Source organism: Labilibaculum euxinicum (assembly GCF_963678175.1).
Taxonomy (GTDB): domain Bacteria; phylum Bacteroidota; class Bacteroidia; order Bacteroidales; family Marinifilaceae; genus Labilibaculum; species Labilibaculum euxinus.
The window spans coordinates 2,128,223-2,144,776 of sequence record NZ_OY782756.1; the positions used below are offsets into that span (position 1 = coordinate 2,128,223).

The 16,554-nt window shown below is 37.8% G+C and carries 10 protein-coding genes; 8 read left to right on the top strand and 2 right to left on the bottom strand.

Annotated elements, in window-relative coordinates:
- Positions 1–37 precede the first annotated feature (37 nt).
- A complete protein-coding gene (locus ACY0M5_RS08690) occupies positions 38–760 on the bottom strand; it encodes a hypothetical protein (protein WP_461631490.1) in 723 nt (240 codons plus the stop codon).
- Positions 744–1,286: an RNA polymerase sigma factor gene (locus tag ACY0M5_RS08695; protein ID WP_461631491.1), complete on the bottom strand. Its 543-nt coding sequence runs from the start codon at positions 1,284–1,286 to the stop codon at positions 744–746. Before ACY0M5_RS08695 ends, ACY0M5_RS08690 begins: the two co-directional genes overlap by 17 nt.
- Before the next feature lie 337 nt (positions 1,287–1,623).
- Between ACY0M5_RS08695 and ACY0M5_RS08700 the strand changes: the two genes are divergently transcribed.
- From ACY0M5_RS08700 to ACY0M5_RS08735, 8 genes are all read left to right on the top strand, one after another.
- The gene (locus ACY0M5_RS08700) at positions 1,624–3,000 is read left to right on the top strand and encodes a DEAD/DEAH box helicase (protein WP_461631492.1); all 1,377 of its coding nucleotides are present in this window, start codon (positions 1,624–1,626) and stop codon (positions 2,998–3,000) included.
- Positions 3,001–3,179: 179 nt separating this feature from the next.
- Positions 3,180–8,744 (top strand): alpha-2-macroglobulin family protein, encoded by a 5,565-nt coding sequence (locus ACY0M5_RS08705; RefSeq protein WP_461631493.1) that lies wholly within the window; start codon positions 3,180–3,182, stop codon positions 8,742–8,744.
- A gap of 142 nt (positions 8,745–8,886) precedes the next feature.
- Entirely contained in the window at positions 8,887–11,223 is a 2,337-nt protein-coding gene (gene pbpC, locus ACY0M5_RS08710; RefSeq protein WP_461631494.1) for a penicillin-binding protein 1C, read from the top strand.
- Positions 11,224–11,339: 116 nt separating this feature from the next.
- Positions 11,340–12,398, top strand: a complete 1,059-nt coding sequence (locus ACY0M5_RS08715) for a CNNM domain-containing protein (protein ID WP_461631495.1) — start codon at positions 11,340–11,342, stop codon at positions 12,396–12,398.
- 112 nt (positions 12,399–12,510) lie between these two features.
- Positions 12,511–13,857 carry a hybrid sensor histidine kinase/response regulator gene (locus ACY0M5_RS08720; RefSeq protein WP_461631496.1) on the top strand — a complete coding sequence of 449 codons (1,347 nt, stop codon included), beginning with the start codon at positions 12,511–12,513 and terminating at the stop codon, positions 13,855–13,857.
- A 251-nt stretch (positions 13,858–14,108) separates the two neighbouring features.
- Positions 14,109–15,023, top strand: coding sequence for a glutaminase (locus ACY0M5_RS08725; protein ID WP_156195569.1), 915 nt, complete (start codon positions 14,109–14,111; stop codon positions 15,021–15,023).
- A gap of 3 nt (positions 15,024–15,026) precedes the next feature.
- A complete protein-coding gene (locus tag ACY0M5_RS08730) occupies positions 15,027–15,872 on the top strand; it encodes a sulfurtransferase (protein ID WP_461631497.1) in 846 nt (281 codons plus the stop codon).
- Between the two features lie 118 nt (positions 15,873–15,990).
- The gene (locus tag ACY0M5_RS08735) at positions 15,991–16,530 is read left to right on the top strand and encodes a carbonic anhydrase (RefSeq protein ID WP_461631498.1); all 540 of its coding nucleotides are present in this window, start codon (positions 15,991–15,993) and stop codon (positions 16,528–16,530) included.
- Positions 16,531–16,554: the final 24 nt, after the last annotated feature.

Here is a 16,554-nt window from a genome sequence, read left to right on the forward strand (position 1 = left end):
TGTTTTCTTTTAATAAGTGAATGAACCGAGTTCATGATTATTTCATCGTGAGGTCTTTAAACAATGGCGCCGATGTTTCAGACTCACGTGAGCTATTTTTAAATGTGATTTTAAATCTCTTATTTGGATTATTAGTTGTGCTTTTAACTTTTGATTTGTTTATAGATAAAGTCAGTAAAGCAGCTTGATTAATATCAATCGACAGTCCTTGAGATTTATTTTTACTTTCAATATTTTCCAATTGTTGGGTATACCAGTTATTTGTTTCGTCTAAATTGTTAGTCAGGGTGTTAATGCTGTCGTTTAACGAATTGTTGGCCAATTTTTGCTCTCTTAATTGTTGTTTTAACGCTTCGTTTTCGGATGCAATTCTTTCCAATTTTGATGCTAAATTTGTTAGGGCTGTTTTCGCTTGTTCCGATTCAACGGTTTTGATTTGTGTTTTGTAAATGATCTTTGTCTCAACTTCTTTTTGTGGTACTTGATATTTTTGAGCTTTGGTCTGATTTAATTCAATTCTTAATTGATTTTGGCTCATTTGTAAACATTGGTTTACTCGGTAAGAATGGCCCCAAGCTCCTAATAAAAGTAAGATAATTGCAATAGAAGCAACTCGAAACCAGGTAATAATAAACACCTTGTTTTTTTTAGGTGTTTGCATAGAATTCCACACAGTTGTCTTATCGAAACCAACGATATTTTCTTCATTATCCCAAGATTCGAATGCATTCTTTATTTGTTTTTCAACGGATTGCTTCATATCTCACCTCTGTTTTTGTAATCATTTCCTTTAATAATTTCCTAGCCTTACTCAATTGTGATTTTGATGTTCCAACGGCAATGTTAAGCTTTTGTGCAATCTCTTCATGTTTATAGCCTTCAATTGCATACAGGCTGAAAACAGTTCGGTAACCATCAGGCAGGTTCAATACCATCTGTATTAAATCGTCTTCCAGTAATTTTTCATCACTTGTTAGTTCTGATTCTTCTATATCTTCAATCAATTCTAAAGTGTCCGAAAACCGGATGTTCTTTCTTATCTCCATGAGAGATTGATTGATCACGATCTTTTTCATCCAAGCTTTTAGTAGATGCTCTTCTTGAATGTCGGTCTTTCCAATGCTATTAAAAATGCTTAAAAAACTCTGGGAAAGTACGTCTTGACATAAGTCTCGATTGTTTAGATACCGATAGCAAATACGATACAAGTAATCTGCATACTGCTTGAATAGCTGTTCCTGAGCTTTTGGTTTTTTATTTTTAAGAGCTTTTATTAATTTTTTCACAAGTCGAGATCACAATTGTTTCCTACAAACTTAAGAATGCAGATTCATTTCAAAAGGTTGCCTGAGAAAAATAATTTTTAATTTGAGAAAGGATAGTTGCATTAAAACTATTTGAAGAAAACCTTTGTTACTAAGATCAAGTCTAACGAATCATATAAATTATGGGATGGTTTAGAATGTTAAAAATATAGATTGCTGCAACCTAGATTTGTTTTAGTATCAGTAAAGTAAAAACGAATAGTTAATGTTTAATTTCATTGATAATCAGCTATTTTGCGATAGTTGCTGTTAATCCAAACTATTAGACTATCTTTGCCGTTCAATTTTAAGTACATTTATGACATTTGACAAATTAGAGATTATAGATCCCATTCTTAAAGCGATTGGGGAAAAAGGTTATACACATCCCACTCCAATTCAGGAAAAATCAATACCCATTTTACTTCGCAAAAGAGATTTATTAGGTTGTGCACAAACAGGAACGGGTAAAACTGCAGCATTTGCAATTCCAATTTTACAGCATATTTACAATGATGCAACACCGGAAAAAGGTCGTCGCAAAATTAAGGCTTTGGTGGTAACTCCAACCCGCGAATTGGCTATTCAGATTAAGGACAGCTTTTCAGAGTATGGAAAGTATACCGGAATTTTGAATACAGTTATTTTTGGGGGAGTGAAACAAGGCGCACAAACACAGGCTTTAAACCGAGGTGTTGATGTGTTGGTTGCCACTCCGGGTCGATTGCTGGATTTAATACAGCAAGGGTATATTTCATTAAGAGACATTAAGTATTTTGTTTTGGATGAGGCAGATCAGATGCTCGACATGGGGTTTATTCATGACATTCGTCGAATTATTGATCTATTGCCTAAAAGAAGACAATCCTTGTTTTTTTCTGCAACCATGCCGGCAAGCATCGTAAGTTTGGCAGGTAAAATTTTAGGTAATCCTGATAGAGTAACAGTAAAGCCGGAACAGACTACCGCCGAAAAAGTTGGGCAATCGCTTTACTACGTGAGTAAAAAAGCAAAACCAAAATTGCTGATTTTTCTTTTGAAAACTGAAGAAACCGATTCTACCCTGGTGTTTTCGAGAACAAAACATGGTGCCGATAAGGTAGTTAAAGGCTTGCAAAAGGCAGGCATTCCTGCCGAAGCAATTCATGGGAATAAATCTCAAAATGCCCGACAGCTTGCTTTAAGTAATTTTAAAAATGGAAGTACAAAGGTACTTGTTGCAACAGATATTGCTGCCAGAGGTATCGATGTGTCGGAATTGTCTTTGGTTGTAAATTACGATTTACCAAATATTCCTGAAACCTACGTTCATCGCATCGGACGAACAGGTCGTGCAAGTGCGAGTGGCAATGCAATTTCATTTTGCGATACGGAGGAAAAACCTTACTTAAAGGACATTCAGAAGTTGATAAGGCAAGATATTCAGGTGGTTAAAGAGCATCCTTTTCTTCCGGGTGGAGTAGAGGATAATGCCGTAGAGGAAGTGAAGTCAGATAGAAGAAGGCAACAGCCCAGGTCATCTAAATCTTCAAAACCATCAAATTCATCCAGATCGTCCGGTTCAAGATCATCGAATTCTTCAAAGTCTTCAAAGTCTTCAGGTGCTTCCAGAACGCCAAATTCTTCGAAACCATCATATTCAGGAAATAAAGAATGGAGACGTGGCAATTCAGCCTCCAAGAAACGGGCTGAGTAAGAAACCGGAACAGAAGTTAATTCTAAAATATATGCAAAGCCGAAGAGGAAATCCTTTTCGGCTTTTTTAATTCGGTTATTGTTGAAAAACAGTATTGATTATGATCGTTTGTAAACTTTGATAAATCATTTCTTATCCTTAATATTATGCTGACTTAATTAATCCGCACAATTTACAAAATGAGAAAAAAATTCTACCTCCTTATTTCGCTGTCAATCTTGATATTTGCGACGTTTTCCTGTAAAGACAAAAAGAGTGTAAAACAAAAAGTTGATCCTGGTTTTGGACAATATATTTCGGCTTTTACTTCCGGAGTTGTTTCTGCAGGGTCGGTGATTCAAATAAGACTGGTAAATGATTACGATCAAAAGGTTGAATCTGGTCAGGAACTGGAAGAGGGAATTGTTAGCATTGCTCCTTCGGTAAAGGGAAAAGCATATTGGAAAGATCCTCGTTGTATTGAATTCCGACCAGAAACCGGAATGGAATCGGGAAAAGAATACAAAGTGAATGTGAAACTATCGAAATTGATGGAGGTTCCTGCGAAATATGCCGAGCTAAAATTCAATTTCCAAACCATAAAACAAAGTTTTGCCTTTACAGGAGAAGGTTTGCAATCTTACGATAAAACAGATATGCTTTATCAGAAATACAAAGGGTACATCACAACAGCTGATGTAATTGTTGATGATGAGATTGAATCAGTTTTGGTTGCCACAATTAATTCTCAGAAAAAAAATATTGAGTGGATGCATTCTGCTGATGGAAAACAGCATCATTTTGTTGTGGATAGCTTGAAAAGAGAAGAGGACAAAGGAGAATTGAATTTAGTGTGGAACGGGGCATCCATTGGAGTGGATGAAAAAGGGGAGAAAGAAATTGAGATTCCTGCATTAAATGTTTTTAAAGTGATGAGTGCAAAGGTGATTCAGCAACCAGAGCAATATGTGTCGGTTCGTTTTTCTGATCCACTGAAAAAGAATCAAAATCTGGATGGTTTAATTCGTATTGACGGAGTATCTTCTTTGAAATTTATTGTAGAAGGAAATGAAGTCAGGGCTTATCCCGGCTATCGGTTATCTGGAATCAAAACAGTAAGTTTTGAAGAAGGAATTCGAAATGCAATGGAATACGCTTTGATGAAAAGCACTAAGATGGAACTCACTTTTGAAGACATTAAACCAGCAGTCCGATTAATCGGAAAAGGAGTTATTTCTCCTTCATCGCAAGGATTGATTTTGCCATTCGAGGCTGTTAGTTTGAATGCTGTTGATGTGAGAGTTGTAGAAATATTCGAGAACAATGTACATCAGTTTTTGCAGGATAACCGAATGGGCGAATCGGGTAATATTCGAAGAGTAGCTCGTTTAATTTTGCAAAAACGAATCGATTTAGGAACCAATCGTGCTGTTGATCTGCGCAAATGGAATGCATACACCTTGGATATTTCGAATTACATTGATGTGAAACCGGGATCGATTTACCGAATTGAATTGCGCTTTAGAAAAGAGTATTCATTGTATGCCTGCGGAGCAGAACAGGAAAGCGGGGATCAGTTAAATAGTCTGGATGATATAGTTGCTGAGCAACAGTTAGAGGAAGAAATGCAGGATTGGGATCGGCCGGGATGGTATGAGTCTTACTATTATCCTGCCGGATACACATGGAGAGAAGAAGAGAACCCTTGTCATGTATCCTATTATAACGGAGAACGGTTTGTTAGCCGGAATTTATTTGCTTCCGATTTGGGGATTATTGCAAAAGGGGGAACGGATAAATCGATCACTTTTGCTGTTTCCAATCTGATTACAGCAGAGCCGGAAGCTAATGTTGAACTGGAAGTGTACAACTACCAAAAACAGCTGATGGCCCGAAGTAAAACCGATAAAGATGGTTTGGCTAAAGTGCAGTTGGACAGGCAGCCTTTCCTTTTGGTTGCAAAAAAAGGAACTCAGCGCGGGTATTTGCGTTTAGACGACGGATCCTCGCTTTCGCTTAGTAATTTTGATGTTGGCGGACAAGTAGTTCAAAAGGGGATAAAAGGATATTTATATGGAGAACGTGGCGTTTGGCATCCGGGAGATAATTTATACCTGACTTTTGTTTTAGAGGATTCTGATGATGTGTTACCTGATAATCATCCGGTTGTTTTTGAGTTAATAAATCCTCAGGGACAAACTGTTACTCACAAAATAAGTACAGGAGGAGCTAATGGGTTTTATTCTTTCACCTGCGCAACGGATGCTGATGCGCCGACAGGAACCTGGTCTGCCAGAATACAAGTAGGAGGTGCAACTTTTACCAAAACGGTTAAAATAGAAACGGTTAAACCAAACAGGTTAAAAATAAAGCTCGAATTTGAATCTGAAGTTTTAAAATCTGCGGCAGCGAATCAAAAAGCCAATCTGGAAGTGAAATGGCTGCATGGAGCCATTGCCCGCGATTTAAAATCAAATATCAGCCTGCGGTTGACTCCAGCTAAAACCTCATTCGATAAATATCCCCGCTATATTTTTGATGATCCGTCGAAAGAATTTTATGCCGACGAACAAGTCATTTTTGATGGAAAAGTAGATCAGAATGGAAAAGCTGTTGTGGATTTGGATTTAAAAGGAAACAAATCTGCTCCCGGAATGTTGAATGCCAATTTTATAACCCGTGTATTTGAAAAAGGCGGTGATTTTAGTATCGATATGCAAAGAGTGAAGTTTGCTCCTTATCAGTCATTTGTTGGGATACAAATGCCGGAATCGGAGAGAGGATGGTATTTAACGGACACAGATCATGAAATTCAAATTGCCACAGTAAATTCTGACGGAGCTCCTGTTGACCGGAAAGATTTGGAAGTGAAAGTTTACAAGATTGACTGGCGTTGGTGGTGGGATGCAGGCGAGGAAAATCTGGCTTCGTACATTAGTCGCTCATCAACCAGGATTGTTTCGCATCAAAGGGTAAGCACCAAAGGTGGAAAAGCGAAATTTAAGTTGAATATAAAATACAACGATTGGAACGATTACGGACGTTATTTAATTCGGGTGACTGATCCGGTAAGTGGACATTCAACCGGCGAAACAGCTTATTTTTCGAAATGGTATGGCCGCACTCCTGAAGGAATGCCGGGCAATGCCGCAATGCTTTCTTTTACTTCTGATAAAGACAAATACAGCGTTGGCGAAAAAGCTACGGTAACAATTCCTTCTTCAAAATCGGGAAAGGCTTTGGTAAGTATCGAAACCGGAGCAAAAGTTTTACAAGCATTTTGGATTGATACAAAAACCAATGAGTCTGAGTTTTCATTTGAGATAACTTCGGAAATGTCACCCAATGCATATGTTAGTGTAAGTTTGGTTCAGCCTCATGCTCAAACCGAGAACGATTTGCCAATTCGGATGTATGGTGTGATTCCAATTTTGGTGGAAGATCCAAATACCAGATTAAATCCGGAAATTAAAATGCCTGATGTGTTGGAGCCGGAGAAAGAATTTGAGGTGACAGTTTCGGAGAAGGATGGAAAGGCAATGACTTATACTTTAGCGGTTGTTGATGATGGTTTGCTTGATTTAACACGCTTTAAAACACCAAATCCCTGGAATACATTTTATGCCCGCGAAGCTCTTGGAGTGAAAACCTGGGATATGTATGATTTAGTGATGGGGGCATTTGGTGCCAGATTGGAAAAAGCATTCGCTATTGGAGGTGATGAAGATTTGGGTGAAAAGAAGCAAGCCAAGGCAAATCGGTTTAAACCTGTGGTAATGTTTTATGGTCCTTACACATTACACGCCGGAGATAGCAAATTGCACAAAATTTCCATGCCTAACTATGTTGGATCTGTTCGTACTATGGTAGTTGCAGGAGATAAGGGAGCTTATGGTTCTGCCGAGAAAACGACTCAGGTCCGCAAGCCTTTAATGATACTGGCAACCTTGCCTAGAGTGGTTGGTCCTGCCGAATCAGTAAAATTACCCGTTACTGTTTTTGCTATGGATCCTAAAATTAAGAACGTAAAAGTAAGAATCGAACCCAATGAATTTCTCATCAGCGAAGGCGGTCTTGAAAAGAGCGTGGTTTTTGCAAAAACGGGAGAGCAGGTAATTGATTTTGATTTGAAAGTGGCTTCTAAATTGGGTGTTGCCAAAGTAAAAGTTTTTGCGGAAAGTGGAAATGTAAAAACAACATATGATATTGAATTGGATGTGCGTAATCCGAATCCACGTGTGGTAAATGTATGTGACACTTTGTTAAAAGCGGGTGAGAGCTGGGTTAATATATTGAAACGACCCGGAATGGAAGGAACCAACAAAGGGATTTTGGAATTGTCGAATATTCCACCCATCGATTTTGGCCGTCGTTTAGAGTACCTTATCGGATATCCTCATGGATGCATTGAACAAACAACTTCGTCGGTTTTTCCTCAGTTATTTTTAGATAAAGTAGTGACTCTGGATTCAGAACAAAAAGCCCGGATTTCTAAAAACGTTCAGGCAGGATTGAATCGGTTGTTGAGTTTTCAAATGCCAAACGGCGGATTCAGTTACTGGCCGGGAGGAGATTATGAAAGTGATTGGGGAACCAGTTATGCGGGGCATTTTATGCTGAAAGCTCAGGAGATGGGCTATACTTTACCAATTGGCTTGAAATCTGCCTGGTTACGATATCAAAAATCTGCGGCTAAAAGCTGGGAGAGTTCTTCTTATCGTGGAGGTGTTTACTATTCCCGTCATGATTTACTGCAGGCATACCGCTTGTATACTCTTGCCGAAGCTGAAATGCCTGATTTAGCTTCAATGAACAGGATGAGAGAACAAACAAAACTTTCATCAGCTGCAAAATGGAGATTGGCAGCAGCTTATCGTTTAATAGGACAAACAGAAGTTGCAGAGAATCTGATTGAAAATCTGGGAACGGAAGTGGAAGCTTATCGTGAAAATTCAGGTTCTTTTGGGTCTGATACCCGTGACAGAGCGATGATTCTGGAAACTTTAAGTTTGCTTGATAAAAAAACTAAGGCTTTTCCTTTGGTTCAGAAATTATCAGCAGAATTATCAAGTAAGTCCTGGATGAGTACACAAACAACAGCATTTTGTTTGATTGGGATGGCCGAGTTTGCAGGGCGCGGAGAATCAAAGCAATTGAATATTTCCTATTCCCTAAATGGTGGTGAAATGCAGGAATTAAAGAGCAATAATCCGCTTATTCAAATTCCTTTGGATTTAAAAACAGGGAAACCAAGTGTAAAAGTCAACAACCTATCCGATGGTGTTCTTTATGCGCGGGTAAGTATGAGTGGAATTCCTGCAACAGGAGATCAGACTTCTGCCGAGGAGAATCTGAAAATGAAGATTTCTTACAAAGATATGCAGGGAAATTTGATTGATGTGAAAAACCTGCATCAGGGAACTGATTTTAAAGTAGAAGTTCGGATTGAAAATCCGGGTGTGATGGACAATTATGAACAAATGGCTTTAACTCAGATATTCCCATCGGGCTGGGAAATTGTAAATACTCGTTTCGGCGATGTTGATGAGCTTGTGAAATCTGATGTTCCCACTTATCAGGATATTCGTGATGACCGGGTGTATACCTATTTTGATTTGGATCGAAACAAGAGCAAAACTTTCTCGATTACTATGAATGCCGCTTACGTTGGAAAATATTATCTGCCAACAGTAAACTGTGAAGCTATGTACGATGATCGTATTCATGCCCGCAAGCCGGGTCAATGGGTTGAAGTTGTGAAATAGAGGTAATAAGATAACCTGTCAGAGTCTGAAAGACCTGACAGCGTTATTGTGTTGAAATACAGTAAATCCGAAAGGATATTTTCTTTGTTAAATGAAAATACCAAAAATAAAATATTGCCAATCTAAAAAATGCCGCATTTTTATGTTGGCATTTTTGTTGTTGGGGCTCGGATTTTGGTTTTCTCTGCCATCAAAATTATTTCACGATCCCACATCAACTATTCTTTATAGCAGAGAAGGAAAGTTACTTGGAGCCAGAATTGCTGCTGATGGACAATGGCGGTTTCCCGAATCGGAACAAATACCGGAAAAGTTTGAGCAATCACTTTTGGCATTCGAGGATCAGTATTTTTATTACCATCCGGGAGTGAATCCGGTTTCGTTAGGACGAGCTTTAATTCAAAATATGAAGGCTGGTCATGTAGTGAGCGGTGGAAGTACGTTAAGCATGCAGTTGGTTCGTATTTCCCGCAAAGGCAAGAGCAGAAACCTCTATCAGAAACTGGTTGAGATGATAAAATCGATTCGCTTAGAGTTGGGATATTCTAAAAAGGAGATTCTTGCCTTGTACGCTTCTCATGCTCCTTTTGGAGGAAATGTGGTTGGATTGGAAGCTGCTTCGTGGCGTTTTTTTGCACGAAATGCCAAAGATTTATCATGGGCAGAAGCTGCCACTTTAGCAGTATTGCCAAATGCTCCCTCATTAATTTATCCGGGAAGAAACAGCAGGAAACTTCGTGATAAACGAAATCGCCTTTTGGATCGGTTGGTGGAAAGAGGAATTATTGATTCCATGACTTGTAAATTGGCAAAATTAGAAGAAATACCTTCTAAAATTCATTCATTGCCAATGTTGGCTCCCCATTTATTGGATCAGGCAAATGTTGAACATACAGGCGAACGAATTACAAGCTCTTTAAACTATCGGCTTCAATTGCAGGTAAATGCGTTGGTCCGAAAATATCAGCGGAATTTAGAGGCCAATCAAATTCACAATATGGCTGTTTTGGTTTTAGATGTGGAAACCGGTCAAAGCATAGCTTATGTTGGAAATACCGCTAAATTGGATGAGGAGAATCATGGAAATCAGGTAGATGTTATTCGTGCTGCGCGAAGTACAGGTAGTGTTTTAAAACCATTTTTATTTGCCGGTATGCTGAATAGCGGAGAAATTCTTCCCAATACCCTCATTCCCGATATTCCAACTCAGATAGCAGGCTACTCGCCTAAGAATTTTAATCTTCGCTACGATGGTGCCGTTCCAGCTCAAAAGGCGCTGTCCCGGTCTTTAAATGTGCCTGCAGTTCGTATGCTTCGCGATTTCGGTGTAGAGCGGTTTCACCACCTATTGAAGATATTGGGAATGAGTACACTTAATCGTCCGGCAGGACATTATGGATTGTCTTTAATTTTGGGAGGGGCAGAAGGTACATTGTGGGATTTATGCGGGATGTATTCCGGACTGGCAAGAAGTTTAACTCATTACAATCAATACAATAAAACTTATTATACGAATGATATTCGCGAACCGGTTTACCGACTTCAGGATTCTGTGAAGAAAGGGAATCTTGAAATCCAATCAAGACTAAGTGCTGCTTCCGTTTATCAAACATTTGAAGCCTTGCTGGAAGTCAACAGACCGGATGGTGAAAATGGGTGGAAATCTTTTTCTTCATCACGTAAAGTGGCCTGGAAAACCGGAACCAGTTTTGGCTTTCGCGATGCCTGGGCCATTGGAACTACACCTGATTTTGTAGTTGGGGTTTGGGTTGGCAACGCTGATGGAGAAGGCCGGCCGGGCTTAACAGGTGTAAGTTCAGCAGCTCCTGTCATGTTCGATGTATTTAATTTACTTCCTTCAGGTTCTTGGTTTGATATCCCGTTTGAGGAGATGGAAGAGATTCCTGTATGCAGGCAAAGTGGATACAGAGCAGGAAGGTGGTGCGAGACTGTTGATACAATGTTGGTTTGTGAGACAGGTTTGAAGACCAATTCCTGTCCTTATCACAGACTTGTACATTTGGATGCAAGCAAGAGGTATCAGGTGAATTCTGAATGCGAGAAAGTGACTAATATGCAACATGTAAACTGGTTTGTTTTGCCCCCGGCAATGGAATGGTATTATAAAAAAAGAAATGCGTTGTACCGACCTTTGCCCCCCTTTCGGGATGATTGTTCCGGGACTCAGAATCATGAAGTGATGGAGCTGATTTATCCGAAGGGAAACGATCAGATTTTTGTTCCCATCGGTTTGGATGGAATTCGTGGAAAAGTTGTTTTTGAGATGGCTCATCACGATCCGGAAGCTGAGGTTTTTTGGCACCTTGATGGTGATTTTATAGGAACTACAATTCTTCTCCATCAAATGGAATTAAGTCCTGATGAGGGAGGACACCTGCTTAGTTTGGTTGATAATCATGGCAATACATTGTATAAAAAATTTACCGTGGTTGGTAAAAAGGAGAATGAAATTGATTAATACTAAAAGGAATAAATTCATTGTTAATTCAAGATGTTGAATAGTATATTGCTATTTTTTAAGCGTTAAAATTTAAGTAAATTACAAAGAGAGATTTACTTAAAAAAAACTGATTAATGCTTCTTCTTATATTTTATTTATTCCTTGCACTTGTTGTCTCCTTTCTTTGTTCTGTAATGGAATCTGTTTTGTTATCTACGCCTCTTTCATTTCTAAATGTTCGGAAAAAAAGCGGAGACAAAAGAGCGATTCCATTCATAAAACTCAAACACAATATCGATCGACCTTTGTCTGCAATTTTATCTTTAAATACAGTAGCTCATACAATTGGAGCGGCTGGTGTCGGAGCTCAGGCCACAAAATTATTTGGAGACGTTTATTTTGGAGTCATATCTGCTATCTTGACTTTACTTATTCTTATTTTTTCAGAAATAATTCCTAAAACCATAGGTGCAAGATATTGGAGGAACATAGCCATGAGTTCTGGATTGATAATGAACGCTATGGTAGTTACAACTTATCCTTTGGTTATTTTAACGGGTTACATTACGAAATTATTTTCACGAAAAGACAAGACAATGTCAGTAAGCAGAGAAGAGTTATCGGCAATGGCACATATTGGAACAAAGGAAGGTACATTTGAGGAAAATGAGAACAAGATAATTCAGAATTTAATTCGCCTTAAAACGGTTAGTGTCAACGAAATTATGACACCACGAGTTGTGGTTTGTATTGCCGATGAGGAAATGAGCCTTAGAGAATTTCTTCATCAAAAAGAGTTTTTATACTATTCAAGAATTCCTGTATTCTCTCAAAGGAATGATAACATTACGGGATACGTGTTCAGACAATCTGTTTTTGAATATCTGGCCGAAGGCAAAAGTAATTTACAATTGAAGGATATTAAGAGATCAATAGTTGTAGTTCCAAAGTTTCAAACTTTGCTTAAGGCATGGGAAAATTTATTAGATAAAAAGGAGCAAATAGCTATGGTTGTAGACGAATATGGGGGAATGGATGGTATTGTGAGCATGGAGGATATTATAGAAACACTTTTAGGATTTGAAATTGTTGACGAGCGGGATAAGATTGTTGATATGCAGCAATTCGCAAGAGAGAGGTGGAATGAGCGAAAAGCGAAATATAATATTTTTGAAGAGTCAGAAGATTCGTAAAATCCTTTCAGATAAGGTAATGAAAGAAAAGTTTATTTGCCTATCTTCCTGATGGTATTATCTTTACTGTTCGTTTTATAATTGTTGTGAAAAAACAATACAAATACTCCTGATGTCAAAACTTAAATTTGAATATAAAATTCTTATTTCATATTTATTGATAGGAGGATTATGGATCTCATTCTCTGATCAATTGGCGAAAAAGATAATCTCTGATCCCAATTATCTGACAGAAATACAAACTTATAAAGGTTGGTTTTATGTTTTGGTGACTGGTATTTTGTTTTACTTCTTACTAAAGAAGCATTTGATTAAAATTCGAAATGCAGAAAAGAAAGCCAGAGAGAGCGATCAGTTGAAAACTGCTTTTTTGCAGAACATATCGCATGAAATAAGAACACCTATGAATGGGATTGTAGGTTTTGCAGGCCTTCTAAAAGAAAACGATCTGACCAAAGATCAAAAGGAAATGTACCTTGATATCATTACTAAAAGTTCGGATCAATTGCTTAATGTAGTTAATGATGTATTGGATGTTTCATTAATAGATTCGGGAAATGTGATCATTAATAAAACTCAATTTAATCTTAATGAATTTCTGGAACAGATTCATTCAGTTCACAGCACAATTTTAAGGAAAAATATTTCTCTTCGGTTAAATAATACTCTTTACAGTTCAGATCACATTGTCTTTTCCGATAGTGTAAAGTTGGGACAAATTTTGGATAATCTGATTAGTAATGCAATAAAGTATACTCCAAAAGGAGAGGTTGAATTGGGGTGTGAGACGAAGGAAAATAAACTGCTGTTTTCTGTAAAGGATTCAGGAATTGGGATTGCTCCGGAATATCATGAGAAAATTTTTGATCGTTTTCACAGGGCAGAGATTGAAACAACAAAAACGATTGGTGGAGCGGGCTTAGGCTTAGCCATTTGCAGAGGGAATGTGAATTTATTAGGTGGTGATATTTGGGTAGAATCCAATCTTGGAATTGGTTCCAAATTCTATTTTACAATTCCTGGTGATTTCGTTGTTCAGAAACCTGCAGTAGAGGAAAAAGCAGATTCGAAGAGTGTTTTAAGGCCGGGTTGTGTGCTTGTTGCAGAGGATGAAGAATATAATTTTCTTTATATATCAAGAATATTAAACGATGCGGGAATCGATTTTTTAAGAGCGAAAAATGGACAGGAGGCAGTGGACATTTGTCGGAAGAACGCAAATTTAGGATTGATTTTGATGGATATTAAAATGCCGGTTTTAAACGGTTACGAAGTAGTTAAGATAATTAGGGAGTTTCGTAATAAAATCCCTATTATTGCTCAAACTGCTTTTGCCATTGGAAATGAAAAAAAGAAGGCTTTGGATGTTGGGTGCAATGATTACATCGCAAAGCCTTTTAAGAGAGAGGAACTGTTGAATAAGATTAGGGAAAATACAAAGGCGATTACTGACCTTTGACTAAAAAGAGGACATAATTTTCGGTTGATTGATAGCTTTTCAGCATTATTTCCAATAATAATCAATTTAAGAAAGCCGGGAATTGCATTATGGCTCTCAATCACCACAAAATATAAATTGGAAGGGAATCAGATCAAAATCCTTATTGTCTTTGTATTGCATATGGAAAATAGAGTACTGTAAACTCATTTTAATCTATTAGGATTTTACCGTTCAAAATGTAACTTTAAGCCAACTTAATAAGCTGGTTTATGGAATACCAAAAGATATTTACTGAGATTTTAAAAAAGATGGACGATTATAAGGATTCCGGGAGTCCTGCGTCTTATATTCCAGAACTTCGTGATGTTGATCCGGATAAATTTGGAGTTCATTTAATTACAAATACGAACCAAAATTATAGTTTGGGAGATTCAGAAGAAAAGTTCTCCATACAAAGTATTTCAAAAGTTTTGTCCTTGGTAATGGCATACAAGTTGGAAGATGAGGATTTATGGAAGAGAGTGGGGGTTGAACCATCGGGTACTCCTTTCAATTCCTTGGTTCAGTTAGAATACGATCAGGGAATTCCGCGTAATCCATTCATAAATGCAGGAGCGTTGGTAATTTGCGATGTTTTAGTGGAACATCTTGAAAATCCTAAGGAAGAGTTTCTTCATTTTGTGAGAACTCTATCAGGTAATTCATCTCTTGAGTATTGTTCCCGTATTGCCGAATCTGAAAAATTAACAAGTTATCGAAATGCTGCTCTAATCAATTTAATGAAGGATTTAGGGAATATCCGTAATGACATTGATACAGTTTTGGACTTTTATTTTAATTTGTGCTCCATCGAAATGACTTGTAGTGAGCTGGCAAGAACATTCCTTTTTCTGGCTTCGTATGGGAAAAATCCTATAACTAATGAGAAGTTTTTAAGTTCCAGTAAATCGAAAAGAATTAATGCTGTAATGCAATTGTGTGGTTTTTACGATGAAGCTGGTGAATTCTCGTTTAAAGTTGGTTTGCCGGGGAAAAGTGGCGTTGGTGGTGGTATTGTTGCCATTCTTCCTAATCAATACAGCATTGCAGTATGGAGTCCAAGGTTGAATAAAAAGGGAAATTCGAGTAAGGGAATGAAATTTTTGGAACTGTTTACCAGCGAAACTGAATCTTCAATTTTTTAATTCATGTTAAAAACTCAAATCAAATTGAAACCGGTAGTATCAGCCAAATGGCTTTCTCAGCATTTGCATGATCCTAATCTGCTTATTCTTGATGCTAGTCTAAAGGATAATAAGGCCGGGTTAAAATCAGAATACGAAGGTGTTCAAATTGAAAATGCGCGTTTTTTCGATTTGAAAAATACATTTTGTGATCCTGACAATCCAATTTCAAATATGATTCCAAGTCCGGATCGTTTTACCGCAGAGTGCCGTAAACTGGGAATTAATAAGAATAGTAAAATAGTTGTTTACGATAATTTAGGTACTTATTCAAGTCCAAGGGTTTGGTGGCTGTTTAAAGCAATGGGGCATGATGATGTTGCTGTTTTGAATGGTGGTTTGCCGTGTTGGAGTAAAGAAAATTTTGCCGTTGAGAGAGAGAAATCCATCGAATTGGAACCGGGCGATTTCCAAGCTGATTTTAATCTGGAATCAGTTTTGAATTCTGAACAAATTCTCGAAAATATCAATAGTGAGCAGAGCCTTGTGATTGATGTTCGTTCAGAAGATCGGTTTTTGGGCAGAGTTCCCGAACCCAGGGAAAATGTGAAAAGTGGTCACATTCCAAAATCCATTAATATTCCTTTTAGCAGCGTTTTGGCTAATGGAATGTTTCTGCCGAAAAATGAATTAAATGAGATTTTTGAACGCTTATCTGTAAAGAATAAACCCTTGGTTTTTTGCTGCGGATCGGGAGTAAGTGCTTGTATTGTTTTACTGGCCTGTGAGCTGGTGCGAACAAACAGCAAATATCTTTACGATGGTTCGTGGGCGGAATGGGGACAGTTGGAAAATTATCCGGTCGAATAATTCTTCTTTGTATTTCTGATTTGCACAGAAGAATCATTTGGCTATCTTTAGAATCATTCTAAACCATACCACTCTAAAGTGATGATTTTTTAGTGGAAAAGAAATAGCTATTGTAATCATGAATCGACTGTTACCTGTTAATTGTATTGAGGATATTTTGCCGGAATATCGACAAACACCCATTGGATTGCTGCTGGAGTTCCATAACTTAAAACGGGCTTTTGCCACTTATACCGAAGCCCAGCTTTTGGTTGGTATGTGTATGGATAATCGCAAACATCTGCATATCCCTGAAAATTTCTCTTATATTATCCGATCAGGAGGAGCCAATTTAAGATATAGTGAGTTTAAAGTTTCATATGCTATTTCTGTTGGTAAAATTAAGCACATAGCACTCATTGGCCATGATAACTGCGGCATGGTTAATCTGCATTCCCGAAAAGATGAATTTATACGTGGTTTGGTTGGTACTGCAGGTTGGACAGCAGAAAGAGCGGAAGAACATTTTACCAATTTTGCTCCCATGTTTGAAATTGGAAATGAAATAGAATTTGTAGTGACTGAAGCCAAGCGATTGCGTGTGAAATATCCGAAAATTACAGTTGCTCCTTTGTTTTATCATGTGGAAACCAACCGCTTGTCGATTGTAGAAGAGTAAAAATTTAGACAATTGGTGAACGGG